This is a genomic window from Erwinia sp. Leaf53 (assembly GCF_001422605.1).
Lineage (GTDB): Bacteria > Pseudomonadota > Gammaproteobacteria > Enterobacterales > Enterobacteriaceae > Erwinia.
The window spans coordinates 98,448-123,408 of sequence record NZ_LMLK01000025.1 but is presented as its reverse complement, the minus strand read 5'-3'; the positions used below and the strand labels follow the sequence as shown (position 1 = coordinate 123,408).

19 protein-coding genes are annotated in these 24,961 nt (G+C 63.0%); 6 read left to right on the top strand and 13 right to left on the bottom strand.

Translation table 11 applies throughout. From position 1 onward, the window contains the following. The first annotated feature begins 69 nt into the window (after window positions 1-69). A complete protein-coding gene (locus tag ASF13_RS20325; RefSeq protein ID WP_056240876.1) occupies window positions 70-1,065 on the top strand; it encodes an acyltransferase in 996 nt (331 codons plus the stop codon). 179 nt (window positions 1,066-1,244) lie between these two features. On the opposite strand, the gene ASF13_RS20320 is transcribed toward ASF13_RS20325, so the two are convergent. The 11 genes from ASF13_RS20320 to ASF13_RS20270 all read right to left on the bottom strand — a co-directional run bounded on the left by ASF13_RS20320 (window position 1,245) and on the right by ASF13_RS20270 (window position 11,554). Continuing rightward, complete coding sequence (locus tag ASF13_RS20320) at window positions 1,245-2,186, bottom strand: GlxA family transcriptional regulator (protein WP_056240871.1); 942 nt, start codon at window positions 2,184-2,186, stop codon at window positions 1,245-1,247. Window positions 2,187-2,248: 62 nt separating this feature from the next. Continuing rightward, the gene (locus tag ASF13_RS20315) at window positions 2,249-2,791 is read right to left on the bottom strand and encodes an isochorismatase family protein (RefSeq protein WP_056240867.1); all 543 of its coding nucleotides are present in this window, start codon (window positions 2,789-2,791) and stop codon (window positions 2,249-2,251) included. A gap of 309 nt (window positions 2,792-3,100) precedes the next feature. Continuing rightward, complete coding sequence (locus ASF13_RS20310) at window positions 3,101-3,676, bottom strand: PIN domain-containing protein (RefSeq protein ID WP_056240864.1); 576 nt, start codon at window positions 3,674-3,676, stop codon at window positions 3,101-3,103. Between the two features lie 16 nt (window positions 3,677-3,692). Then, window positions 3,693-4,151, bottom strand: coding sequence for a helix-turn-helix domain-containing protein (locus ASF13_RS20305; RefSeq protein ID WP_056240858.1), 459 nt, complete (start codon window positions 4,149-4,151; stop codon window positions 3,693-3,695). 302 nt (window positions 4,152-4,453) lie between these two features. Further along, window positions 4,454-5,200: a sulfite exporter TauE/SafE family protein gene (locus ASF13_RS20300; protein ID WP_056240854.1), complete on the bottom strand. Its 747-nt coding sequence runs from the start codon at window positions 5,198-5,200 to the stop codon at window positions 4,454-4,456. Between the two features lie 274 nt (window positions 5,201-5,474). Continuing rightward, a complete protein-coding gene (locus tag ASF13_RS20295) occupies window positions 5,475-6,248 on the bottom strand; it encodes a hypothetical protein (protein ID WP_056240842.1) in 774 nt (257 codons plus the stop codon). Between the two features lie 137 nt (window positions 6,249-6,385). Next, a complete protein-coding gene (locus ASF13_RS20290) occupies window positions 6,386-7,360 on the bottom strand; it encodes a metallophosphoesterase (protein ID WP_056240839.1) in 975 nt (324 codons plus the stop codon). Between the two features lie 11 nt (window positions 7,361-7,371). Further along, a complete protein-coding gene (locus tag ASF13_RS20285; RefSeq protein WP_056240835.1) occupies window positions 7,372-8,214 on the bottom strand; it encodes a carbohydrate ABC transporter permease in 843 nt (280 codons plus the stop codon). Then, window positions 8,211-9,122: a carbohydrate ABC transporter permease gene (locus ASF13_RS20280; RefSeq protein ID WP_056240832.1), complete on the bottom strand. Its 912-nt coding sequence runs from the start codon at window positions 9,120-9,122 to the stop codon at window positions 8,211-8,213. The genes ASF13_RS20285 and ASF13_RS20280 overlap by 4 nt, the downstream gene beginning before the upstream one ends. Window positions 9,123-9,131: 9 nt before the next feature. Then, a complete protein-coding gene (locus ASF13_RS20275; protein ID WP_056240828.1) occupies window positions 9,132-10,412 on the bottom strand; it encodes an ABC transporter substrate-binding protein in 1,281 nt (426 codons plus the stop codon). 38 nt (window positions 10,413-10,450) lie between these two features. Then, window positions 10,451-11,554: an ABC transporter ATP-binding protein gene (locus ASF13_RS20270; protein ID WP_056240824.1), complete on the bottom strand. Its 1,104-nt coding sequence runs from the start codon at window positions 11,552-11,554 to the stop codon at window positions 10,451-10,453. 243 nt (window positions 11,555-11,797) lie between these two features. Between ASF13_RS20270 and ASF13_RS20265 the strand changes: the two genes are divergently transcribed. Beyond that, a complete protein-coding gene (locus ASF13_RS20265) occupies window positions 11,798-13,129 on the top strand; it encodes a condensation domain-containing protein (RefSeq protein ID WP_056240820.1) in 1,332 nt (443 codons plus the stop codon). Between the two features lie 97 nt (window positions 13,130-13,226). On the opposite strand, the gene ASF13_RS20260 is transcribed toward ASF13_RS20265, so the two are convergent. Next, complete coding sequence (locus tag ASF13_RS20260) at window positions 13,227-17,816, bottom strand: amino acid adenylation domain-containing protein (RefSeq protein WP_082502395.1); 4,590 nt, start codon at window positions 17,814-17,816, stop codon at window positions 13,227-13,229. 117 nt (window positions 17,817-17,933) lie between these two features. Beyond that, window positions 17,934-19,238 carry an NtaA/DmoA family FMN-dependent monooxygenase gene (locus tag ASF13_RS20255; protein WP_056240817.1) on the bottom strand — a complete coding sequence of 435 codons (1,305 nt, stop codon included), beginning with the start codon at window positions 19,236-19,238 and terminating at the stop codon, window positions 17,934-17,936. Between the two features lie 138 nt (window positions 19,239-19,376). On the opposite strand from ASF13_RS20255, the gene fepB reads away from it, so the two are divergent. The 4 genes from fepB to ASF13_RS20235 all read left to right on the top strand — a co-directional run bounded on the left by fepB (window position 19,377) and on the right by ASF13_RS20235 (window position 24,890). Beyond that, window positions 19,377-20,342 (top strand): Fe2+-enterobactin ABC transporter substrate-binding protein, encoded by a 966-nt coding sequence (gene fepB / locus ASF13_RS20250; RefSeq protein ID WP_082502394.1) that lies wholly within the window; start codon window positions 19,377-19,379, stop codon window positions 20,340-20,342. After that, window positions 20,339-21,349 (top strand): iron ABC transporter permease, encoded by a 1,011-nt coding sequence (locus ASF13_RS20245; RefSeq protein ID WP_056240815.1) that lies wholly within the window; start codon window positions 20,339-20,341, stop codon window positions 21,347-21,349. The genes fepB and ASF13_RS20245 overlap by 4 nt, the downstream gene beginning before the upstream one ends. Beyond that, window positions 21,346-22,392 carry an iron chelate uptake ABC transporter family permease subunit gene (locus tag ASF13_RS20240; protein WP_056240812.1) on the top strand — a complete coding sequence of 349 codons (1,047 nt, stop codon included), beginning with the start codon at window positions 21,346-21,348 and terminating at the stop codon, window positions 22,390-22,392. The genes ASF13_RS20245 and ASF13_RS20240 overlap by 4 nt, the downstream gene beginning before the upstream one ends. 362 nt (window positions 22,393-22,754) lie before the next feature. Further along, window positions 22,755-24,890: a TonB-dependent receptor gene (locus ASF13_RS20235; protein ID WP_056240809.1), complete on the top strand. Its 2,136-nt coding sequence runs from the start codon at window positions 22,755-22,757 to the stop codon at window positions 24,888-24,890. Window positions 24,891-24,961 lie beyond the last annotated feature (71 nt).

The following is a 24,961-nucleotide window of genomic DNA, read 5'->3' as shown; positions in this document are numbered from 1 at the left end:
TGTTGAAGCCCGGCCGCCTGGCTACGCTCTGACACGCAGCCTGCTGAACTGGCGAACAATGAGGATGAAATGTCGCAGAAAATCGGATGGATAGATAACTTACGCGCCCTGGCCTGCCTGATGGTGATTATGATCCACACCACCACCTGGTACGTCACCACCGGCATGTCGGTGGGTGAGCACAGCTGGGATATGTCGAACCTGCTGAACTCCGCTTCCCGCGTCTGCGTACCGATCTTCTTTATGATCTCCGGCTACCTGTTTTTCGGCGAGCGCAGCGCCCAGGCGCGCCACTTTGCCCGCGTGGTGCTGTGCCTGCTGTTCTACAGCGCGGTGGCGCTGATTTATATCACCCTGCTGACGCCGATTAACGAGAGTAAATCGCTGGCGCACCTGCTGCAGAAGCCGGTGTTTTACCACCTGTGGTTCTTCTTCGCGATTATCGTGATTTACCTGTTCTCGCCGCTGATCCAGGTCAAGCCGGTGCGCGCCCGCTATCTGGCGGTGGTGACGCTGGTGCTGGCGATCGTTGCCAACCCGAACACCGTTGACGGCTCCATCGCCCGCTTCCACTGGCTGCCGATCAACCTTTATATCAGCGGCGACACCATCTACTACCTGCTCTATGCGCTGTTTGGCCGGGCGATCGGCATGATGGCAACCGGCGGACGCCGCACCGGCTGGCTGGCCGGGCTGGTTTTTGCGGCCTGCGTGGCGGCGATCGCTTTCGGCACCAAACGCCAGTTCGCGATTAACGGTGCCTTCGCCGATACCTGGTACCTCTACTGCGGCCCGGCGGTGTTTATCGCCGCGGTCAGCCTGCTGGTGCTGTTTAAAAACTGCTGTAACGACCGCGTACCGGCGTTTATGGCGCTGATTTCCCGCAACTCGCTGCCGATCTACGGCTTTCACGCGCTGTTTATCCACTTTATGCGCACCCACGACCTGGACAACACCGACCGGCCGTGGCTGGATATCCCGCTGATCTTCAGTATCACCCTCGGCGGCAGCCTGCTGCTGGCGATCGGGCTGAAGAAAATTGATACGCGGGGATGGGTGAGCTGAGAAAAGGGGGCTGCTGCATCTTAGGACCGCTTGTCCACAGGCATGACCGTTCGACCGCCAGCTGAAATGCCGACGGTGCAGAGTGACGTAAACAGAACCGTTGCTTACAGAGAACAGCGCCGGGCTGGAGGTACTCAGCCATTAATCGGCACTACGGATTGTTCAGCGGGGATGATCTGTTAGTGGTTCTGTAAGCCGGCGTCTTCCTGCCAGCGTTGTAAGGCCCGCCTTAGCTGGCGGGCGGAGGAGAACCCTGCCGCCAGCGCCGCCCGCTCGTTACCTTCCCCCTGCTGCAGCCGCTGCTGCGCCAGCGTCAGCCGCAGCTGCTCGTGGTAGTCGCGCACGCTGATGCCGAGATGGTCGCGGAACAGCCGGGTGAGATGGCGCGGGCTTACGTGCACCCGGCCGGCGATCTCCTCCAGCGGCCACGCCTGCTCCGGTTGTAACACCAGCAGATCCTGCGCGCGGTGGATCGCCGGGTGCAGATGGTTACGGTAGCGCAGAAACGGCGACAGCTGCGGATCCTCCCCCGAGCGGCGGAAATAAACCACCATTTCCCGCGCCACCTCCAGCGCCACCCGTGGCCCGCACAGCCGGTTAATCAGATGCAGCGCCAGGTCGATGCCCGCCGTAATGCCCGCGCTGGTCCAGATGCCACGATCTTCCACGAAAATCCGGTTTTCTCTGACCATCGCCGCCGGTTCCGCCACCTTGAGTCGGTCGATGACCTCATGATGGGTGGTGCACTGTACGCCGTGCAGCAGCCCGGCTTTCGCCGCCAGCAGCGAACCGGAACAGATGCACACCAGCGTAATGCGCTGCGCGTGAATGGCGGGCTGCATACGCATCAGCCAGTGGCGCGCCGCTAGCGCCTGCGGCGTATCGAACCACACTGTCGAGTCGCTGACGCCGGGCAGCACCAGCAGACAGCCGTCGGGCAGCGTCTCCGGCAGTGGTTCAATGCGGCTGATAAACATCTGAGTGGAACTCAGCACCGTCTCATCCGGCCCGATATAGCGCAGCGCAAAGGCATCACCGGCCAGCGCCAGCGTCTCTGCCGGGCCGGTGATATCCAGCGTCATCACGCCGGGGAGGGTGACAAAATAAACCGGGATGGTCATAGCAGACAGCCTCCTGCGGACAGAAAAGTTTGAGGTCGGTGATAACAATGCTGACGCTGGCATCAGCCCAGCTTATGCAGACACTGTTCGACGGTGGCAATATCCGCAAAGCGGTTGATCAGCACGCTCTCAGTACGGTGGCGAAGATCGGCCACGCTCAGGGTAATGCCGTTATGGGTGATCGGGAAGGTTAGTGTCGCTTCCGTTACGTAAGTCACCTGATAACCGAAATCCGATGCCACGCGGGCGGTGGTTTCACAGCACTGCTCGCTGCGCAGCCCGCTGATGATCACGTGCTTCACCTGCTGCTGCTCCAGCCACTGCTGCAAACCCGATTCAGTCAGCGCGTTATGCACCCGCTTATGGAAGGTGGCAACCGGCTGGTGGCTGAGAAACGGCAGGCGGGTCACCAGCCCGGACTCCGGCCTGAACGCCTCGTCATCATCCTCATGCAGCACGTCCACCACCGCAATCCCGCGCTGCTGGCAGCCGGCAACCAGCGCACTCAACGCCTGCTCAAACGCCGGGGTTTCCGGCGTCTCACGGTAGCCACGATGATAGAAGGATTGCTGCGCGTCAATCACTAACAGTACGGTGTCGGTCATTTTGGGACTCCTTATGAGGTGGGGTTAGGGCTATGATCTACGGGATTGGGGAGGGGGAGAAGGCCAGAAAAGGACGGGATTGAGGTTGCAAGGGACAGGTTCGCGAGGTAGGGGGAAGTTTATAGATCTTGATAAAAGAATCAGGGAGGTCTGGAGAAGTGAATAATACATTTTAAATAGATACTTACATTGCTGATCTGCTCAAAATCTCTCACTCTTGTAACGTTTATAAAACGCTGACTTGTTCGGTTTTACCGAACAAGTCACATCAAACTGTACGCCATCCCGTGATCGGTCTTGTAGCGCCGATCAGATCGCATACTGATATTTCTCCAGCGCCCTGACCGTCAGTGGTAAACCCTGCTTAAACAGCATCTCCAGAAACTCTTTTACTGCCAGCGGCGGGTGGCGAAGTGATTGTCGTTGTCTTCTGACCGCTTTGAGTGCCAGAGCATGGTTGAGGTCAAAAAGGTCGGAGATAAACTCGTCAGGGTGCAGTGCCTCCATATGATAAGAAGCGAGGATTTCCGATGGGAAGTCGCGCTGATTGAGCGTAACAATCACTTCGGCTTTAGCCCGTATAGCCGTTGCAAGAACGTGCCGGTCATCGCTGTCTGGCAGGCTTAATCTTTCAATCAGTGATTCAAACCCTGATATGTTGGCATCTGGCAGTGCCGTATTCATCAACTGAACGGTGTGTCTGAGCGCATCAGGTTTTATATCCACCCGATTAGCTAACAGGTTGCGACACCATTCATCGTGGATACGGCTGCTCCATTTAGGCTGATACAGCCCAACAATTCCAAGATGCATCAGCAGATCCCGTAAGCGTGCCGGGTAGAGTACACAGGCATCCAGTACCACCGGATAAGGTGAGTGTCCCATGATTAAACTTCCCTGATTAATAGATTCCTAAATTTTGCCCCTGATCCGCCAGGGCCTGCATCGCCTCCAGACTCTGCTGTTCACGCTGTTGTTTATAGTTCAGCAGATCGGCAAACAGCACCCGGCGATGGCGTCCGGTTTTATGAAACGGTAGCTTGCCTTCTTCGAGCAACTTCACCATATGCGGACGGGAAACGTTGAGGATATTGGCGGCTTCCTGAGTGGTCAGTTCGGCCTGCACTGGCACGATCTGCACTGCGTTGCCCACGGCCAGCTCCCCGAGCACCTCAACCAGCAGGTTCAGTGCCCGGGCAGGCAGTTCAATACTGTGGGACTGATTATCTTCGCCGACGATTGAAATTCGCTGGGTTTCCAGTCGGGTGGAGAGGAAAGCTGCCAGTTCCCGTTGCCCGCGCTGTGCCACTTCGCTTTCAAAGGGATCGGGAAGGTTAAGAGGGATTAATGGCGTTGCCATAATGATTACCTTTGTCGGTGAGTCACTGCAAGATTAATCGAAATAGACGAAAATAACAATAATCGAAACAAACGAAACGTGCGCTCAGAAGGGTTTCCGGAATGCAGGACATTGCCCTAAAGCTAAAAACTCAACCAGCAGTTGCTTCCGTGCAGTAGATTTTATCGTCCGGTCGCCTGTAAAACCCTCTACAGCTACTGGTAGCCGCCAGGCAGGCTGTAAGCGCTATCCTTTACCAGGGCGCGGCTGTATAAAACGCAACCTGTAAGACCAACTTACAGGTTCATCAAAGGTCACCCCCTTTAGCCAAAATACCGCCCCACCAGCATCACCCCGGACGCCAGCAAAATCAGATTAATCATCCGCAGAAACTGCTCGCGTGACATTTTCAGGGTGAAGAAACGCCCCAGCGTGATGCCGATAATCATCCCAGGCAGCAGGGTCAGCGCCAGCAGCAGCAGGTGCCAGTCCATATACACCCCGGCGACAGCGAAGATAATCACCCGGGTCAGGGTGCTGAGGCCGATTATCGTAGTCTGGGTGATGCGGAACGCCTCTTTCTGCGGCAGCCGCCCGCCGAGCCAGATGGCATAGATAAAGCCGCCGCTGCCGAACAGCGCGCTGAACACGCCGCCGACCAGGCCAAAGGGCACCACGGCAGCGGGTGGAAAGGCGTGCGCCGGTTTACGGCCGATCAGCGACCACAGCGCGTAGCCGATAACAAATACGCCCAGCGCCAGCAGCAGGATCTCCGGGCGGGTGGTCAGCAGGATAGTGGCACCGACCAGGCTGCCGGCCACCATCAGCGGCACCAGCCGCCTCAGCTCCGGCCAGGCGGCGTTACGGCCGTCGCGGCTGACGTTGATGATGGCTGCGCAGAGATCCAGCAGCGCCAGCAGCGGCACGATCTGCGACAGCGGCAGGTACAGCGCCATCACCGGGCTGGCGATCAGCGCGCTGCCAAAGCCGGCAATGCCGAAAATCACGTAGGCCACCAGCAGGGTGACGGCGAGGATCAGATAAGCGGAAAGCGTAAGCGTATCGTGCATGGGGTTGACGGTTCCCTGTCAGTGATGGCGTAAAGCCGGGCTGGCGGCGTGTGCCGCCCGCGGATTAATTTGTGCTCAGTTTAACGCTCAATCGTAAAAATACTACAGGCGGGCTGATGATTTATTCGTCAGAAACAGTACTGGCTGCCTGAACGATGACCGGCAGAAGGCATCAGCGTTGAGCAGTGCCGTCGCGGCGTGAAACCTGCAGAAACCTTTTGCTCAGTCAGTCATCGTCAACTCTGACGGGCAAGCCACGCCCGCCCTCACCCTATCACCGGAACTGCGCCAGGCAGCTGTCGGTAAACATCTTCTCCGGCATCTGGCCCGGTGTGCCCGGCGCATTGCGGCTGAGGTTCAGCGCCTGGCAGGTCGCCTGCGCATCGAAGGCCACTGCGCTGAACGGGCGGATCAGCTGTGCGCTCAGGTAAACGCTGACGCAGGCGATCGCCAGGGTCATAACGGCGGCGGCAGGGAGATTTAAATAGCGGCTCAGATAGTGGATCACCGGCAGTAACAGCAGGCGCGCCGCCAGTATCAGCAGCGCCAGGCCGGCCACGCCGCCCAGCGCCAGATACACCAGGCTCAGCGGCTTATCGTCACTGGCAACCAGCAGCCGATCCAGCGCTGCCCAGCACAGCAGCACCACAAACAGGTTCAGCGCCGCCCAGCTCTGCAGCACCTGCATAAAGCTGAGCAGGTGCAGCCCGCGCTTTCTGACTGAGATTACGGCCGTGGTGAGCAGCCAGAACAGCATGGCGAAGATCAGCGCATAAGCAGCCAGCAACAGGGTGAGGAAGCCCGGCCTGATCGCGCCGCTGAATCCGCTGATGTCAGACGCGTTCAGCAGCGCGCCCAGCCCGCCGGTGAGCAGCGCCACCAGGCACACCGAGGCGATAAAGTTCCATGCGGCGTCGCGCAGCGGTGCGGCTTCATCGCGGCCGTTGCGGATGGCGGGGTTGATAACGAACGTCACCAGCTGCGCAATAAATGCACGGGCGGGGCGGGCAGCGGGGCGGCCGGTCGCGAGCGGATGGTCCCTGTTCATAGCGATTCCCTGATTAAAAAGAGAGTAAATAACGGCGAATTATTATGCTTTCAGCACAATTATCCACAGCAAAAAGCAGAACGCCAGCGTCATCCGGCTGGCGTTCTAATTAGAGCAGATTGTCTCTGTGATTGGCGTTAAGAGGGCTGTTTCATCCGGGCAGGGGCGGCCTCTTTTAACGGTAAAACACGGCTGACCTCCGGGCCGTAGCCCTTCACCCGCAGCACGCCGTCCAGCAGCTCCACCACCGCAAACGGCGTGTCGTCCGCGCCGTCGAGCATGCCTTTCAGGGTAATAAAGTCGGTGCCGTCCAGCCGCGCGTAGCCGCCGCGGTGGTCGTGGCCGGTGAAGCAGGCGCGCACCCGGTAGCGTGCCAGCAGCTGCGCCAGCTCGCCGCCGTTCAGCAGGATATGGCCGGTGTGCGGTGCCAGCGGGTAGTGGCCAAACACCACCACGCTTTCGCCGATCGCCTGCGCTTCCGCCAGCTGCTGCTCAATCCATTTCATCTGTGCGGGGCCGACCGCGCCGTTCCACGGCTGCGCCTGCGGCTGGGCGCGGGAACGCAGATCGTCCAGCATCGCCATCGCCTGCTGGCAGTCGTCGCCGTTGCCTGCGTTGCAGTAGAGGCTGATGTCGTTGCCGTCAAAGACGATAAAGCGCCAGCCCGCCAGGCGGAACTGATAGTAGCTTTTCGGCAGGCCGGCGGGCGGCGACTGCGCCGCGCTCAGCCGGTCGGCCAGCGTCTGCGCGTCGTGGTTGCCGATCACAAACCCGTGCGGGTGGTGCAGTTTGTCATACAGCGGCAGCAGCGCGCGGTAGCTGGCCCAGTGCCGGTCGACCATATCCCCCAGCGTCATGACAAAATCCAGCGGCTGGGCGTTGAGGGCGGCGATGGCGCGCGGCAGCTTGTGCAGCGCGTGGCGGTAGTAGAGGTTTTTCGCCACGTCGGCGTCAACGTCGGCGTACTGCGGGTCGGCGATCAGCCCGAAGCGCAGCGTGCGGTCGGCCGGGGCGCTGCCGCGCAGCTGCGGCGGGGCATACAGCGCGCTGACCGGGCCAAGGGCCTGCAGCTGCAGGGGCGAGAGCGGGTGCGGGGTGGATTCAAAAGCCATCATAAACTCCGTTAACGTATGCCGGCGCGCATAAACGACTGCACAAACTGGCGCTGGAACAGCAAAAACAGCAGCAGCAGCGGCAGCGAGGTCATCAGCGTGGCGGCGCCCACCAGCGCCCACTGCACCCCCTGTTCCGGGGCAGAAAACAGCTGCAGGCCGACGGTGAGCGGGCGCACGGTGACTGAGTCGGTGATCACCAGCGGCCACAGGAAGTCGTTCCAGTGGAAGCTGATTGAAACCAGCGCAAACGCGACGTAGACCGGTTTGGCCAGCGGGATGTAAATCTTGCGCAGGATAAAGAAGCGGCTGGCCCCTTCGACGGTCGCCGCCTCCTCCAGCACCAGCGGGATGCTTTTAAAGGTCTGGCGCAGCAGGAAAATGGCAAACGCCGAGGCGAAGTAGGGCAGCGCGATGCCGGTCAGGGTGTCGCGCAGGCCGAGCGCGCCGATGGTTTTGTAGTTGTTGAGGATCAGCACGTCGGGGCTGATCATCAGCTGCAGCAGGATCAGCGCAAACAGCAGCCCGGAGAGCTTTAGCCGGAAGCGCACCAGCGCGTAGGCGGCCAGCGTCGCCAGCACCAGCTGCACCACCACGATCATCACCACCAGCAGCGCGGTGTTGATAAAATAGCGGCCAAACGGCGCGGCGTGCCAGGCGTCGATAAAGTTCTGCGCGGTCAGCGGCGAGAACAGGATAAAGCTGCCCTGATCGCTGGCCGGGTGAATGGCGACCCAGACGGCCACCAGCACCGGCAGCAGCCACAGCAGCGCCGCCAGCCAGATCAGCGCGTTCAGGCACAGGCGGCCGACGCTGAAGGTGCGGGTGGCAGGAACGGACAGGCTGATACTCATTGGTAATGCGCTCGCTTATCCAGCAGGGTGAATTTAATCAGCGCAACCACGGCGAGGATCGCCAGCAGCACCACGGTCATCGCCGAGGCGGCAGGCAGGTCCCAGTAGCTGAATGCGGTGCGGTAGATATAGAACAGCAGCAGGCTGCTGCTGTTGTTCGGCCCGCCGTTGGTCAGCGCGATCACCTGGTCGACGATGCGGAAGGCGTTCATCGAGGCGTTAATCAGAATAAACAGCGTGGTCGGCATCAGCAGCGGCCACTGCACGCGGCGGAAGAAGTAGCGGCGTGAGGCCCCTTCAATCTCGGCGGCCTCCGCCAGCCGCGGGTCGATCTGCTGCAGCGCCGCAAGGTAGAAGATCATAAAGAACCCCGCCTCGCGCCACACCGAAATCGCCATCAGGCACCACAGCGCGCTGTCCGGGTCCCCCAGCCAGTTGACGGCGGGCAGCGAGAACAGCGCCAGCAGCTTGTTCAGCAGCCCGAGCTGCGGCGTGTAGAAGAACAGCCACAGGTTGGCGATGGCGATCATCGGCAGCAGCGACGGAATAAAGAACGCGGCCCGCACCATCGCGTTGCCGCGCAGGCGGCGGTTCACCGCCAGCGCCATCAGCAGCGCCAGCGCCACCGCCAGCGGAATGGTCACCGCCGCGTAGAGCAGGTTATTGCGCAGCGACAGCATAAAGATGTCGTCATCCAGCAGGGCGCGGTAGTTATCCAGGCCGACAAACTGCGCCGGATGCCCGCCGCGCGCCGCGCTGAACAGGCTCTCCCATACCGTGGCCAGCGCCGGATAGTGGGTAAACAGCAGCAGAAACCCCAGCGCCGGTAAAATCAGCAGGTAACCACACAGCTGCAGCGACAGGCCACGGCGGCGGGCAACATTATCCACGGTATGCAGTGAGCTCATAAGAGGCCGTTACTGGTAAGGTTTGAGCAGGCGATCGGCCTGCTTCTGTGCCGATTCCAGCGCCTGGGCTGGCGTCTGCGCGCCGGTCACCGCCGCTTCAATCGCGTGGTTCAGCGCTTCCTGGATCTGCACGCTGTTATAGGTCGACAGCTCCGGCTGCGAGTATTTCAGCTGTTCGCGGGCCACCAGCGCCTGCGGCACCTGCTTCACGTAATCCTGCATCACCTGGGTGTCCCACGCGGCCGGGGAGGTGGCGACGTAGCCGGTGGCGATGCTCCAGCGCGCCGCCTGCTCCGGGGAAGAGACCCAGCGGATAAATTCCATCGCCGCTTTCTTCTGCTCCGCCGAGGCGCTGCTGAACACGTAGAGGTTGCCGCCGCCGGTCGGGCTGCCGCGCTGGGTTTTCTGCGGCAGCATCGCCACGCCGAACGGGAATTTTGCGTTCTCACGCACCGTGGTCAGGTTGCCGGTGGTGGTGACCATCATCGCGGTTTTGCCGCTGATAAAGTCCTGCGGCGTGGTGCCCCAGGCGATCGCGCCTTTCGGTGAGACATTCTCTTTCTGGCCAAGATCGGTCAGCCACTGCAGCGTCTCGATATTGGCCGGGGTGTTAAAGGTGACGGCGGTGCCCTTGCCGTTATCCAGCCGGCTGCCGTTGGTGGCGGCCAGGCCCTGGAAGTTCCAGTAGCCGTTCGGGGTCGACGGGATCTCAATGCCCCACTGAGAAACCGCACCCTGCGCATCCTTCACCACCAGCTTTTTACCGAAATCAACCACCTGCTGCCAGCTGGCCGGCGGGGTTTCGCCGTCGAGACCGGCCTTGCTGAACGCCTCTTTATTCCAGTACATCACCACCGTTGAGCGCTGGAACGGAATGCCCCACACCTTGTCCTGAATGTGGCGCAGGAAGGCCGGATAGAAGCCCTCGATCCACTTTTTACCCCCGGCGTCGTTTGCCAGATCGCTGGCGGCGGCGATCGCCCCGGCGTCGATCAGCGAGTAGGCCTCGATATCGCCGATCACCGCCAGCTGCGGCGCGTTACCGCCGCGAAACGCGGTCAGCGCTTTGGTCACCGTGGTGGCGTAGTCGCCGGTATAGACCGGTTTGATCTCAATCTCCGGGTGAACCTTCTCAAAGTCGGCCACCAGCGCCTCGACGGTGTGGCTGACCTTACCGCCGACGGCGATCGGGTAGTACATCTGCAGCGACACCGGTGCGGCAAAGGCGGAGGCCGTCGAGCAGAGCAGCATGGCGGACGCCAGGCGGGAGAAACGCGGTGCAAAAGACATAGTAAACCCCTGAGTAAACGTGCAAAAAGTAGAGAAGGTTAAACGGCAACCCGCGCATCCAGCGGCAGAATACGTTGCTCCGCCGGCCGGCAGCGCCGGCCATCGCCGGTGGTGAAAAAGTACTGTGCCGCGGTCGACCACTGCAGGCCAATGCGGCTGCCGGCGCTGAAATGCTGCATGCCCGGCACCTTGATCGTCACCGGCTGGGCGCAGGCGCCGATCTGGCAAACCACCAGCGTATCGGCGCCCATATATTCCACGCTGAGCACCATGCCGCTCAGCGCCGCGTGTTCGCTGGCGATGACCCGAATATCCTCCGCGCGCAGGCCGAGGCTGAGATCCTGCTCACCGCCGTGCTCCAGCACCGGCAGCGGCATTTCGCCGAGGTAGTGGTGTTGGCCCTGGCGCAGCAGCGGGATGATGTTCATCGGCGGCGCGCCGATAAACTGCGCGGCAAACACGCTGGCCGGGTTGTTGTACATCTGCTGCGGCGTGTCGTGCTGTTCGATGCGGCCATCGTTAAGCAGGATGATGCGGTCGGCCATGCTCATCGCTTCGGTCTGATCGTGGGTGACGTAGAGCATGGTCAGCCCAAGCTTCTGCTGAATGGCGCGGATCTCGCGGCGCATGCTCTGGCGCAGCTTGGCGTCGAGGTTAGAGAGCGGTTCGTCCATCAGGCACAGCCGGTTGTTGGCGATCACCGCCCGCCCCAGCGCCACGCGCTGCTGCTGGCCGCCGGAGAGCTGTGACGGCAGCCGGTCGAGCAGCGGCTCCAGCTCCATCAGCCGGCTGACCTCCGCCAGCCGTGCCGGGAACTGACGGGCGTCTTCACCACGGGCGCGCAGGCCGAACAGCAGGTTCTCGCGCACGCTGAGGTGCGGAAACAGCGCGTAGGACTGGAATACCATCGACAGCTTGCGCTGCGCCGGCGGCAGCCGGGTGACGTCGGTCTGCTGGAACAGAATGCGCCCGCCGTCGGCCTGTTCCAGCCCGGCCACGGTGCGCAGCAGGGTGGATTTTCCGCAGCCGGAGGGGCCGAGCAGGGCGACAAACTCACCCGGAGCGACGGAGAAGCTGATGTTGTTCAGCGCAATTTTCGGGCCCCAGGCTTTGTGGATCTGGTGCAGGGAGAGGTCACTCATCGGGCGGCTTATCGGCTGAATAAAAGTTGCGCCTATCCTGCCGGGCGCGGATGACGCTTTTATTAACGGCGGATGACGTTTGCGATCCCGCCGGCTGCCGGACGCTGGCGGGCAGAAAAACCGCCGGAGGGTCGATCAACGCGGGCAATGATGATAATAAGTGTTATTATCATTTGCAGTAAAATACAGCAGAAGCGCTTACCCTTCACCCGGCGGGGTGGGGGCTTAACGGAGGTAGGGATTATGCCGCAACACGATTCAGCCAGTGACTGGCTGCCGCTGAGCCTCGCTCAGGCCGACTTCTGGCAGGAGTTTCTCTGCCACCGCGATCGGGCGCTTTCCACCGTGGCCCACTTCGTGGAGTTTGGCGACGGCGTACAGGTGCAGGCGCTGCAGCAGGCGATCGCCACCACCCTGCAGGAGACCGACGTGTTCGCGCTGGAGCTGCGGCTACCCAAAGGGGCCAGCCTGCCGCAGCAGCGGGTCAACCCGCAACGTCGCCCGGCGCTGCAGATCCTCGATCTGCAGCACTGCGAGCATCCCGGGCACGCCGCCCGTCATCTGATGCAGCAGGATATCGATAAGCCGTTAGACCTGCTGCACGATCCGCTGGCCGCCAGCTGGCTGATCCGGCTCGCCCCTGAACGCGTTATCTGGTACATCCGCGCCCATCACATCATTATCGACGGCTTCGCCATGTCGCTGATTGAACACCGCTGCGCCACGCTCTACCGCCACGCGCTGGGCGAGGGCGCGGCGGGCGAGCGTCTGAACGCCTTTCCCGCGTTTCTTGACGAGGAGCTGACCTACGACGCCAGCCCGCGCTGCGTGAAGGATCGCCGCTACTGGCAGGAGCGGGTGGCGGGTGTCGCGCTGCCGGTGCTCAGTACCGATCGCGACGACTACTGCATTGCGCCGCTGCACGCCGCAGGCCAGCCGTCCGCGCAGCTGAGCGCCGGGCTGCAGCAGCTGGCCCTGCGCTGCGATACCGGCTGGCCGGATCTGCTGCTGGCGCTGAGCGCCGCCTGGCTGAGCCAGGCGCTGCCGGCGCGGCGCGATGAGCCCTACGCGCCGTTTACCGCCTGGGTGCCGTTGATGAACCGCCGCGGGCGGGTGGCGGGCTACGTACCGGCGCTGGCGGTGAATACCCTGCCGCTGCGGTTACAGCTGCACCCTGAGCAGACGCTGGCCGACTGGCTGGCAGAGGTGGCGGGCGATCTGCAGCGCCTGCGCGCCTGCGGGCGCTACCGCATTGAGAGGCTGGCCGCCGACTGCGGCCTGGCCCAGGGATCGCGCTTCCTTTATGCGCCGCTGATTAACGTGATGCCGTTTGACCCGCCGACCTTCTTCGGCTGCGACACCGTGCGTTCGGTAATGGCCAGCGGCAACGTCGACGGCTGCAACCTCAGCTGGCGCGCGCGCACCGACGGCAGCGGGCTGGAACTGGATCTGGACGCGTCACCGGCGCTGTTTAACGCGGCTGAGCTGGAGGAACAATGGGGAGAGCTGCTGGCGTTTATCGGGCGGGCGCTGGAGAAAGGGGCGTTGCAGCGGCGGCTGGCAGAGCTGTTGTAAAAATAATGGGCATCAGGCCGGAAAGGGTTATCCGGCCTGTTTAAACCGTGCCACGGTGCAGGCAGCAGACGCGCTTAAGCGTCTGCTGTGTACCCCGTTACTCCGTCACCAGCGCCACCACCTCCTTCGGCGTCCGACACTTAATCAGTGCCAGGGTCGCCAGCTGGCGGCCGAACGCCTGATTGATATCGGCGGCGATCGCCTGCATCTGCGGCAGCTTCATCCCCATGCTGATAAACACGCTGTTCTCATCCCATGCGGCGCTGGCGCCAGCATGCTGCTGACAGATGCTCAGCACCTTCTGCAGCGGCGTTTCACCGGTGGCGGCCGGGGCGGCGGCGATGCACTGCTGGCGGATCTGATGGCGATCGGTTTTGCCGTTGCTGGAGAGCGGCAGCGCGGTGGCGTGGATCAGCCGGGTCGGGATATGGCTGGCCGGCAGGAAGCGCGCGGCAAAGTCCCGCAGGGCGCTCTGCGTCAGCGGCCGGTCGTCCCGCGTCAGGTACATCAGGCCGAGGCTGGCTTCGCTGCGCGCCTCAGCCATAAAGTCGACCACCACCAGATCGCGGATCGCCGGGTGCTGCTTCAGCGCCTCTTCCACCTCCGGCAGCGACACGCGGATGCCGCGGATCTTCACGTAACCGTTGATGCGGCTGGCAAACATAATGGTGCCGTCCGTACGGTAGTACCCTTCATCCCCGGTTTTAAACGCCCGCACCGATTCACCCTGCGGCGTCGTCACCTCGACAAAGTCGTGCTGCATCAGCTGCCCTGCCTCCAGATAGCCCAGCGCCAGCCCGGCCCCGGCGGTATGGATGCGTCCGGTGACGCCCGGCGGGCAGTGCTCGCCCTGCTCGTTGCAGATAAAGTACTGCACCCCCGGCAGCGGCTGGCCGTACGGCACCTGGCCGGTATCACCGGCTTCAATCTCATGCCAGATGCTCCAGATGGTGGTCTCCGTCGGCCCGCCGAGCGAGAACAGGCGCGGCTGGCCGGGCAGGGTGCGCAGGGTGGCCACCGTGGCCGGTTTAATATAGTCACCGCCCTGGGCAATCAGCCGCAGCGACTTAAGGCCGCCTTCCGCTTTACAGGCCAGCAGCATCTCCAGAATCGCCGGCACCGAGCACCACAGGCTGACGCGGTGCTGCTCCACCAGCCGGTTCCAGGCAATGGCGTCCTTCTCCTGGTCCGCCGCCGGCAGCACCAGCGTCGCACCGCTGCACAGCGCGCCGAACAGGTCGAACAGCGACATATCGTGGTGCGGCGGCGTTACCGAGATCAGCACGTCCTCCGCCGTCACCTGCCAGCGTTGGATCGTGTGTGCCAGCACGTTGGCGGTGGCGCGGTTGTTCAGCACCACGCACTTCGGCCTGCCGGTGGTGCCGGAGGTGTAGAGGAAGTAGGCCGGTTCGCTGCTGCGGCTGCGGGCGATCAGCTCTGCGGCCCCCGGACAGTGGCCGTGCTCCGCCACCGGCGTCAGCAGCTGCTGCGGGGTGATGCCGTTGGCCAGCCCGCTGATATCCTGGCTGACCACCCAGCGCGGCTGGCTGTTCTCCAGCAGATAGTGGCGGCGCTCCGGCGGCGAGTTGATGTCGATCGGCAGCCAGACCGCCCCCAGCAGTGCGCAGGCCAGCTGGCTGATGATCATCTCCGGGCCGCGCGGCAGGTGGAGGGCAATCACTTCGCCGGGCTGCACGTCGCGCTGCTGCAGCTGGCTGATGGCGGTATGCACCGCCTCCCCCAGCTGCAGGTAGCTGTAGCGGCGTTCGCCGCAGATCAGCGCGGTGTTATTCAGCTGGCCGCCGAACAGGTTACCGGCCAGCACCGCGAGGAACGGATACGCCGCCACCTGCTGCTCATCGCCGTTATGGCGGTAGTGATCGCACGGCAGGAATTCGGCGGCGAGGTCGGCGGGCTGGCCGCTGCACAGCCGCTGCACGCGTTCGCCAATGGCGGCGAGCAGCGCGGTAATCATCGCGTCATCCAGCGCCTGCTCGGCGTAGTCGATATTCAGCAGCAGGTTTTTGTGCTGATCGAGATTCAGGCGGATATCCATCGCCACCTGCGGCGTCTGCGTCAGGCCGTCGTGGAAACGCACCGGCGCATCGGCGGGCAGGTTGGTCCACGACAGGCAGTTGGTCAGGATAACCGGCAGCCCCGGCGCGCTGCTCTCTTTATTCAGCAGCAGCCTGGAGAGATCGACGCCGGAGAACGCCAGATGATCCAGTGAGGTCAGCAGATCCTGCTGGAACGCCGCCGCCTGTGCCAGCAGCGGGGCAGCGGCATCGCGCCGCCACGGGGCGACGATAAAGGTCGAGGCGTTGGTCAGGTTGCCGCCCGCCGCCGGGAAGGCCACCGGCACGCCGACGCAGATCTCGCCGTCCGGCGTCCACAGCGCCAGCGTATCGAGGATAATCGCCGACAGGGTGGTGTTGCGGAACAGCTTCTGCGCCGAGCCGACTTTCGACAGCGCCTTCAGCTGCTCGCGTGAGACGGTCAGGGTCTGGCGGCGGTAGCGCGAGCGGCGGATCGACTCCAGCGGCGCGCTCCACGGCAGCCGCGACGGCGAGCTGACGTCCTGCAGCTTCTGCTGCCAGTAGTGCTGATCCGCCAGCCGTTTTGCCGCGTCCACCGGCGGCGCTGCGACGGTTGCCGGTGTGGCAGCAGCAGCCAGCGGCGCGTCGTCAAACAGCCGGGTGATGATGGCTGAAATGCCCTCGCCGTCGAGGATCAGCGCGTCAAAGCTGGTGAAAATCACCGTATCAAACGGCCCGTCCGCCAGCTGCACCAGCACGATGCCGTACGGCGGCTGCGCCGGATCGTGACGGTTGTGCGAGTGCTGTTCACGGAGGGTATCGACCTGCGCCAGGGCCGCCGCACGCTCAAGATGGCGCAGATCCACCACCTGCAGCCGCGCCTCTGCCGCAGGCAGCACGCGCTGGGTCAGGCGGTCGCTGTCAATGCAGGTGCGCAGCGCGGCGTAGTGCGCCACCAGCTGCTCCAGCCGGGCGCGTAACGCCGCCGGATCGGCGTGGCCGCGGTATTCGCGGAATTCGTGCATCGCCACGCCGCCCAGCGACCACAGCTCGCTGCGGCCCATCAGGTAGGCCTGCTGCAGCGGGGTCAGCGGCGTGCTGCCGTCGGCTGCCGCTGGCCGGCCGCTCACGCCGGAGGGTGTCGCCATCGCCCGCGCCGCACCGGGCTGTGCCAGTCCGGCCGTATTGCCGCTGCTGGCCGCTCCACCGGCTGAGCCGTGCGCACCGTTGCCGCCGGGGTGTCCGTCTGAACCCTGTGCCGCGTTACCGCCGGCGTGACTGGCTGAGGATAAGGCCGCCCGGCCCGCCGCCGCAGCACCGTTTGCATCTGCCGCCCGATCGTCACCCAGCCCCGGCAGCAGCGCGGCCAGCGGCTGCGTAGCGCGTTCAGGTTCGGCCGCCAGCTGGCTGAGCAGCTGGTGGTAGCGATCGAACAGGCCGTCGATACTGCCTGCAGGGAACGCATCCCGGCGCAGGTCCCAGTTGATCAGAATGCCGCCGTCGCAGGTCGCCACCTGGGCGTCCAGCGCCACCTGCGGCCCCTGGGAGATCACCCAGTTCATGCTGCCGAAGGTGCGCTGCACCTGCTCAGACCAGAGTTCGTCACCGTCGATGCCAAAACCGGCGGTAAACACCACCGGCGAGAACTGCAGGCTGCCGTGATGGCGCGACAGATCGCGCATCACGTTCACCCCCGGCCAGGCGGCGTGGCTAATCAGCTCGCCCAGCTGCGCCATCACCTGCTGGCCGTACTGCACCACGCTGGCTGCCGGATCGGGCTCGGCATTGAAGATCAGCAGATTGGTGAAATCGCCGATGATGTCGTCATTTTTGCTGCCGTAGTCGTCACGATGGAACAACGGCACGTTGAGGCGGAAGCGCGGCAGCGCCCAGCCTTCGGCCAGCGTGGCGGCAAACAGCGCGAGGAACAGCGCGCTGAGGGTCAGATGCTGTTGCCGCGCCAGCGCGGTTAACGCCTGCTTCTGCTGTGCGTCGAGCCTGACCGCCAGCCGGTCGATATGGCAGCGGGCGTCCTGAATCGGCACCGGCGGCGCCGGGGGAATCGATGGCAGACGTGCCCGCCACCAGTCGCGATCGCGGTCGCGCTGCTGCAGGTTTGTCGCCTGCTGGTGCTGTTCCAGCCAGTGGAAAAAGCGGTTCTCCGTGGCGGCGATCGCCAGCCGGGGATGATGATAAAAGCGCGCCAGATCCTCCACCAGCAGGCGGAAACTTTCGGCATCGCCGGCGATCATATCAAGGCCGACGTGTAAACGGCTGCGATCGTCGGATAATTGCGTCAGGCCGATCTCACAGGCCTCGCCCGCGGTCAGATCGGGCAGGCGCGTGTTGCCGTGCAGGCGGCGTTCGGCAAGAAAGGCTTCACATTCTGTGGGGGTAGCGGCGCGCAGGTCGTCCACCCGCAGCAGGGTGGCGGGCAGCGGGCCGTCGGTATGCTGCTGGCCGTCGGCGTTAATGCGCAGGCGCAGCATCGGGTGAACCTGATACAGCGCCTCCACCGCCTGCCGCAGCCGGCCGGCGTCCAGCGCGTGGCCGTCGAATTCGGCGTAAAGATGGGCGGCAACGCCCCCGAGATGCGGTTCAGATTGCCGGCCAACCCAGGAGGCGGCTTGCATGGCAGTCAGCGCTTTCATCAGATTCCCTCATGATTAAGTGACGAAGACTGCCCGAATATATGCTAATACGAAACTAAATGAAAATGATTCTTATTACATTCATGCCAAATAAGAATCCCCTTAAACCACCTGAACTTATTCGATACCGAGATGGCCGCCCAGCGTGCTGCTGGTGTATTCGCTGCGCAGCAGCCCCTCTTCGCTCAGGCGCGGCATCAGCTCCGCCAGCGTCAGATCCATACTGCCCGGTGAACCGCCAGGGCAGGCGATAAAGCCGTCCAGCGCGCCGGCCTCGTGGTGCCGGCGGATCTCGCTTACCGCGTCCTCCACCGTGCCGATCACCTGCCAGTAGGCGGAGCCGACCACTTCCGGGCGGGTCATCAGATCGCTGAGCAGCGGCTGATCGCGTTCGATCAGGCGACGCAGCAGGATGGCGTGGGTCTGGCTGAAGACCTTGCCCGGCGGCGGCAGCATCTCCGGGGTGATACGCTGGTCCGGCGACAGCTCGCGCAGGTTAATCCCCAGCAGCTCGCTGGCGCGGGCGTAAGTGCGCTCCGGGTTCAGCCCGGCGTGGGTGGCGCGGTAGAGTTCGCGCGCCTCTTCGCGGGTGTTGGCCAGGTACAGGCTGACGCCGGGGATCAGGCGGATATCGTCGGCCTGGCGGCCGTGGGCCACCGCACGGCGGCGCAGATCGTTACGCAGCTCCACGCCGGCGGCCAGGTCCGGGGTGGCGGCAAAGATCGCATCGGCGGTGCTGGCGGCGAAGTCACGCCCGGTATCGGAGGCACCGGCCTGGAACAGCGGAATGCGCGGGCCGTTCCACGCCGGCACGTTTAGCGGGCCCTCGACGCTGAAGTACTCGCCAGCGTGGTCGATCGGCTGCAGCCTGTCGAAGTCGGCGTAAATCGCCGCCTCGCGATCGATGCGTACCGCGTCGCTCGGGTAGCTGGCCCACAGCTTGCGCACCACCTCAACAAATTCGCGTGCCTGCGCATAGCGCTGTTCGGACGGCGGCATCTCGCTGAGGCCAAAGTTGAGATTCCCGGCCAGCGAGGTGACCACGTTCCAGCCCGCGCGGCCGCGGCTCAGCTGGTTCAGCGACTGGAACTGGCGCGCCACCAGGAACGGCGTCATGAAGGTGGTGGAGGCGGTAGAGACCAGGCCGATATGGCTTGTCTGGCTGGCGATCGAGGCCATCAGCAGGGTCGGATCGACGCTGCTGAAGTGCGGCGACTCCACTGCGCCCTGGCGGGACAGCCACATGGCGTCCGGGCGGAACAGGAAATCCATTTTCGCCGCTTCGGCGCGACGCGCGAGATCAAGATAAAATTCGCTTGAGTAAATTCCTTCCACGTTACTGTCGTTACGGCGCCAGCCGTTGCCCGTCAGCCAGGTGACGGCCAGTGATAATCCTACGCATAACTGCCTGTTGTGACCCATTGCACTCTCCTTATATCCTTGCAAATACTGCTGTTGTTGTCGCGTTGCTCGGGGAATATACTGCCCGTCGTTTGAGGATTTCGCAATGGAGCAGGGCTGCGGCGCTGCATGGATTAACCCTGAAGAGCGAAGGGAAATATGAGTAAGACTAATCTGTTATCGCGGTTTATTATGCCGCTGGCGCTGCTGCTGCTGGCGTTCCAGGGGCAGGCGCAGGCGGCAGAAGGCTGGCCACGTGAGTTTAAAAATGCCGACGGCACCACCACCAGCATTCCGGCGCAGCCAAAGCGGGTGCTCTCCACTTCGGTGACCGTCACCGGCACGCTGCTGGCGATTGACGCGCCGCTGGCGGGCAGCGCCACCGGCTCGAACAACGACTGGTATGCGCAGTGGGACAGCGTGGCGAAGGCCAAAAAGCTGGAGAAACTGTGGCCGGCCGGCAGCGTCGATCTGGAGCAGGCCTATGCGGTGGCACCGGACCTGATCGTGGTCTCCACCGGCGGGGCCGACTCGGCGAAGGCGCAGCTGGCGGAGTTCCGTAAAATCGCCCCGACCATCGTCGTCGACTACGGCGGCCAGACCTGGCAGAAGCTGGCAGAGAAGCTGGGCGTCGCCACCGGCCACGAGCAGAACGCGGCAGCGCGAATTGCCGAATTTGACCAGACCGTGCAGCAGGCGCGCGCTAAAATCAGCGTGCCGCCGGGCAAAGCCAATATCATCAGCTTCAACGGTGCCGGTATCCCTAACCCGATCGCCACCGCGCGCGGCGTGCACAGCCGCCTGCTGGCGTCCCTCGGTTTCACCATGGAAGACCCGAACCCGGCCTGGCAGACCACCATCAAGGCGCAGAATGATTTTGTCTGGGCCACCTATGAAAACCTGACCCAGCTCACCGCCGAAACCAGCTTCCTGCTGCGCGCGCCGCAGGAGCGTGTGGACGCTTTCCTGCACGATCCGATGCTGGCCAATCTGCCGTCGGTGAAGAGCAGGCGGGTCTATAGCCTCGGGATTAACTCGTTCCGCGTGGATTATTACAGCGCGAACGAGATCGTGCGCGACGTGGTGAAAAACTTCGCTAAGCCTGCGGAAAACGGCGCGCAATGACCCCGATCCTGCCCGCCCGGCTGCGCCGCGCGGGATTTCTCTGCGGCCTGATCCTGCTGCTGCTGCTGGCGCTGGGCAGCGTCTTTATCGGCTCGCGGCCGATCGCACCATCGGTCACCTGGCAGGCGCTGTGGCAGGTTGACGGCCGTAACAGCGAGCATCTGCTGGTGCACTACCTGCGCCTGCCGCGCGCGCTGCTGGGGCTGGTGGTTGGCATCGCGCTCGGCGCGGCAGGAACGGTGATGCAGGCGCTGACCCGCAACCCGCTGGCCGATCCGGGCATTCTCGGGGTCAACGCCGGGGCGACGCTGGCCTGCGTGATGGCGATCGCCTTTCTCGGGCTGGTGGATATCAACCAGTACATCTGGTTTGCGCTGGGCGGCGCGGCGCTGACCGGTGCTGCGGTGTGCGCGCTGGGCGGCCTGCGCGGCAATAACCCGGTACGCATGGTGCTGGCCGGGGCGGCGCTGTCGATCGTGCTGCTGGCGCTGACCTCGCTGATTACCGTCAACAGCGATGAGGCGATCTTCGATCGCTTCCGCCACTGGGCGGTGGGCTCGCTGCAGGGGCGCGGCTACGACGTGCTGCTGCCGACCACGCTGCTGGTGGCGCTGGGCATCGGGCTGGCGCTGCTGCTGGCCCCGGCGCTGGACACGCTGGCGCTGGGGGTGGATCTCGGCAAATCGCTGGGGGTCAATCCGCTGCGCGTCTGGCTGCTGGCCGCGCTGGCGATCGTGCTGCTGTCCGGCGCGGCCACCGCGGCGGCCGGACCGATCGGCTTTATCGGCCTGACCGCACCGCACTTCGCCCGCGCTTTCGCCGGTAACGACCACCGCTGGCTGCTGCCGTACGCGATGCTGCTGTCGGCGCTGCTGATCGTCGCGGCGGATACGCTGGGGCGGCTGGTCGGTTACCCCGGCGAGATCAGCGTTGGCATTATGGTGGCGCTGCTCGGCGGGCCGGTGTTTATCGGCCTGGTACGGCGCTGGAAGAGGGTTCAGCCATGAAACAGGAATGGACGGTTTCCGGCAGCGTGCTGCGCTGGCGGGGAGTGTCACTGCGCTATTCGGCGCGCAACGTGACGGTGTGCGCCGCGCTGCTGCTGCTGGCGCTGGTGATGGGCTGCTATGCAATGACCGTCGGGCGGCTGCCGATTAGCGCGGGCCAGCTGTTTTCGGCGTTAAGCGGCCACGGCGACGGCGGCATGCGCGACCATATCGTGCGCAATATCCGCCTGCCGCGGGTGCTGGTGGCGCTGTTTGTCGGCGCGGCGCTGGGGGTCTCCGGCGCGCTGTTTCAGTCGATTTCGCGCAACGTGCTCGGTTCGCCGGATATCATCGGCTTTACCACCGGCGCGGCCAGCGGCGCGCTGCTGCAGATCGTGCTGTTTGACGGCGGCACCCTGCAGGTGGTGCTGTGGGCGCTGTGCGGCGGGCTGTTCACCGCGCTGGTGGTCTGGCTGCTGGCGCGGCAGAACGGCACGCTGCGCGGCTATCAGCTGATCCTCACCGGCATCGGCGTCGGGGCGATCCTGCATGCCCTTAACGGCCTGCTGCTGGTCAAGGGCGATCTCGATAACTCGGTGTCGGCCAACCTGTGGCTGGCGGGCACCACCGCCGCGCGCAGCTGGGATCACGCGCTGCCGGTGATGGCCGGCTTCGTGCTGCTGCTGCCGCTGATACTGATCGGCGCCCGGCGGCTGAAAATGATGGAGATGGGCGACGACCTCTCCAGCCAGCTGGGTATTCCGGTCGAGCGGATGCGCGCGCTGATGCTGTTTGCCGGGGTGCTGCTGGCCGCGGTGGCCACCAGCGCCACCGGGCCGATCGCCTTTGTGGCGCTGGCGGCACCGCAGCTGGTGGTACGCCTGACCCGCAGCCAGGGCATCCCGGTAATGGGCGCGGCGCTGATGGGGGCCTGCCTGCTGATGCTGGCCGACCTGCTGATCCAGCTGCTGCCCGCCGGGCTGACCGTGCCGGTTGGCCGCATGACCGGCATCATCGGCGGCCTGTATCTGCTGTGGCTGCTGACCCGCACGCGACAAATCTGACTCACATAAGTGCCCGTTAGAACGGGCATTTCATGCGAAGTTCAAAATTTCCCCGAAATCTCTCTGATAATGATTTGCATTAGCATGTGCAAATCATTATCCTCCTTAACGAATTTTTACGTTCTGTTGCCAGACCATCTTCCTGCCGCTTACCCCGAAAAAGCGGCATGACGATGCGCTAAGCCACACAGTGCGCAATGGTTTTGGTATCAGCTGGCGGTAACGCTCTGGCGGATTAGCAGGGATATGCAGTAAATCAGGCCATGATGGCCGGTAAAGCCATTAGTAATGTGAATGATATTGTCGTTTTAACCTTTCAAAACAACAAAAAGCAGTGCGCATCTGGGACAGGAGAAGGACACATGGCTGAGCGCTTAAAGGCTCAAGGACACCCGGCAGCAGGCCTGGTGGTCAAAAGAACAGTTTCATCAATGCTGATTAGTCTGTGCATTTTTGGCGCAGGCAGTGCCGCAGCAGCGGAAACCGCCGCCGCGACCGACGCTAAGCAGGCGGACGCCGCAGAGCAGGATAAAAAAGCCCCGGTGGACGGCACGCTGATCGTCACCGGTGAGAAATCCAACCGCTCAATTTACGACACCGGCTCCAGCGTGAAGGTCTTTGATAAAAACGCCATCGACGCACTGCCGCACGCGGTAGAAATCCGCGACATCATGCAGCAGATCCCCAATATTACCGACGTAGGTCCGGGTAACGATCTGCCGACCGTGCGCGGCCTGGACGGCTCCGGCCCGGCGACGGGTGCAGGTGCGTTTGTCACCGGTAACCGTCCGCGTATCAATATGTCCGTCGATGGCCGTTCTCTTGGCTACAACGAAATGGCCTACAGCAGCCAGTCGCTGTGGGATATGGATCGTGCCGAAGTCTTCCTTGGCCCGCAGAGCTACGTGCAGGGGCGTAATGCCATCGCAGGTGCGGTGGTCATGACCACCCGTAACCCGACCTTTGAGTGGGAGAGCGCGGTAAAAGGCGGCTGGGGCAACCAGCACAGCTCACAGATGGCGGCGATGGTCTCCGGCCCGCTGGTCGAGGATGAGCTGGCCTTCCGCGTCAGCGCCGATCGTCAGCGTCGTCTGAGCTTTGTTGATCTGGTTGACTATGAGCCGTATCCGCACAAGGTTAAAGAGATCGAAACCAACACCGCGCGTATGAAGCTGCTGTATAACCCGTCTTCCCTGCGTGAACTCAGCACCATGCTGACGTTTAACCATTTCGACAGCGTGGCACCACAGAATGAAGCGCTGAGTCCGGAAACGAATCCGAACGTGGCCCGATACGATCGTCGCCGCGCGGTGTTCCAGAGCCAGTACAACAGCACCATCTGGGATATCAGCTGGGAGCAATCCGAGCAGCTGAAACTCTCAAACAAAATGATTTATACCGACTTCAACCAGCATCGTCACCATATCGCCGATTCGCTGGGTGGCGTCAGTGCCAAAGTGGATGGTCACGAGTTCCAGACCTCGCCGCTGGTGAACTTTGCTACAGATGACAATACCTGGCGTGGTCTGGCAGGGCTGAACTTTTTCCGCGCCAGCCAGGACGAGTTTGTGAACCTCGCCTCGTTCTTCGCCGGTGGGGCCAACTTCCGGGATGAAACGCAAACTCAAGCGGCGTTCGCCGAGCTGACGTATGCCTTCAATCCACAGTGGGAGCTGACCGGCTCCAGCCGTATTGAGCGTGAGCACCGTCGCCGTTACGGTATTGGCAGTGCATCCGCCGTTGATTTTGATGAAACATACGATGTGTTCCTGCCTAAGCTGGACCTGGCCTGGCACCCGACCGAGGGCCAGACCTACGGTGCAAAAGTCGCGCGCGGTTATAACGCAGGTGGCGCGGGCGTGACCTTCGCCGCGCCGATCGTTACTTACAGTTATGGTGCGGAATACGTCTGGAACTACGAGCTGTACTCCCGTCATCATATCGACGCGGCAAACCTCGATTTGACCAGTAACATCTTCTATAACGATTACAAAGATATGCAGTTGCCATACAGTCTGGCATCGGGCTCGACGGTGATCCGTAATGCGGATAAAGTCGTCACCTATGGCGCTGAGCTGGGGGCGGTATGGAAGCCGACCTTTGACTTCGAACTGAACGGCGGCGTGGGCCTGCTGAAAACGGAAATCAAAGAGTTCAGCGGCAGCCTGAATGAGGGCAACTCTCTGCCGCGTGCCCCGGGTTACACCGCTAACCTGGGTGCCAGGTATATGCTGTTCCCGGGCTGGGAACTGAGCGGCAACGTTAAGTGGAGTGGCGCTTACTACTCCGCCTATGATAACGACAATCGCGGCCGCATATCGCCGTTCTGGACCTCAAATGCGCAGCTGGCATGGACCTTCCAGTATGGTCGCGCCACCCTGTATGCGCAGAACCTGTTTGATAACGATCACTCTACCAACATCGTCTCTAACGACCGTAACGTGCCAATCACGCTGCGCGATCGCTTAGTCGGTACCACCGTCGAATTTAACTTCTGACACACCGCGTCCGACCCCCGGGGAGCCCTGCGCTCCCCGACCTCTTTTCCGGCCAGTCCGCTGGCACCAGC

Coding starts and splice junctions, on each gene's coding strand:
- ASF13_RS20235 (WP_056240809.1), top strand. CDS start 22,755: ATGGCTGAGCGCTTAAAGGCTCAAGGACACCCGGCAGCAGGCCTGGTG.
- ASF13_RS20315 (WP_056240867.1), bottom strand. CDS start 2,791: ATGACCGACACCGTACTGTTAGTGATTGACGCGCAGCAATCCTTCTAT.
- ASF13_RS20270 (WP_056240824.1), bottom strand. CDS start 11,554: ATGAGTGACCTCTCCCTGCACCAGATCCACAAAGCCTGGGGCCCGAAA.
- ASF13_RS20260 (WP_082502395.1), bottom strand. CDS start 17,816: ATGAAAGCGCTGACTGCCATGCAAGCCGCCTCCTGGGTTGGCCGGCAA.
- ASF13_RS20325 (WP_056240876.1), top strand. CDS start 70: ATGTCGCAGAAAATCGGATGGATAGATAACTTACGCGCCCTGGCCTGC.
- ASF13_RS20310 (WP_056240864.1), bottom strand. CDS start 3,676: ATGGGACACTCACCTTATCCGGTGGTACTGGATGCCTGTGTACTCTAC.
- ASF13_RS20245 (WP_056240815.1), top strand. CDS start 20,339: ATGACCCCGATCCTGCCCGCCCGGCTGCGCCGCGCGGGATTTCTCTGC.
- ASF13_RS20295 (WP_056240842.1), bottom strand. CDS start 6,248: ATGAACAGGGACCATCCGCTCGCGACCGGCCGCCCCGCTGCCCGCCCC.
- ASF13_RS20265 (WP_056240820.1), top strand. CDS start 11,798: ATGCCGCAACACGATTCAGCCAGTGACTGGCTGCCGCTGAGCCTCGCT.
- ASF13_RS20275 (WP_056240828.1), bottom strand. CDS start 10,412: ATGTCTTTTGCACCGCGTTTCTCCCGCCTGGCGTCCGCCATGCTGCTC.
- ASF13_RS20285 (WP_056240835.1), bottom strand. CDS start 8,214: ATGAGTATCAGCCTGTCCGTTCCTGCCACCCGCACCTTCAGCGTCGGC.
- ASF13_RS20280 (WP_056240832.1), bottom strand. CDS start 9,122: ATGAGCTCACTGCATACCGTGGATAATGTTGCCCGCCGCCGTGGCCTG.
- ASF13_RS20300 (WP_056240854.1), bottom strand. CDS start 5,200: ATGCACGATACGCTTACGCTTTCCGCTTATCTGATCCTCGCCGTCACC.
- ASF13_RS20320 (WP_056240871.1), bottom strand. CDS start 2,186: ATGACCATCCCGGTTTATTTTGTCACCCTCCCCGGCGTGATGACGCTG.
- fepB (WP_082502394.1), top strand. CDS start 19,377: ATGAGTAAGACTAATCTGTTATCGCGGTTTATTATGCCGCTGGCGCTG.
- ASF13_RS20240 (WP_056240812.1), top strand. CDS start 21,346: ATGAAACAGGAATGGACGGTTTCCGGCAGCGTGCTGCGCTGGCGGGGA.
- ASF13_RS20290 (WP_056240839.1), bottom strand. CDS start 7,360: ATGGCTTTTGAATCCACCCCGCACCCGCTCTCGCCCCTGCAGCTGCAG.
- ASF13_RS20255 (WP_056240817.1), bottom strand. CDS start 19,238: ATGGGTCACAACAGGCAGTTATGCGTAGGATTATCACTGGCCGTCACC.
- ASF13_RS20305 (WP_056240858.1), bottom strand. CDS start 4,151: ATGGCAACGCCATTAATCCCTCTTAACCTTCCCGATCCCTTTGAAAGC.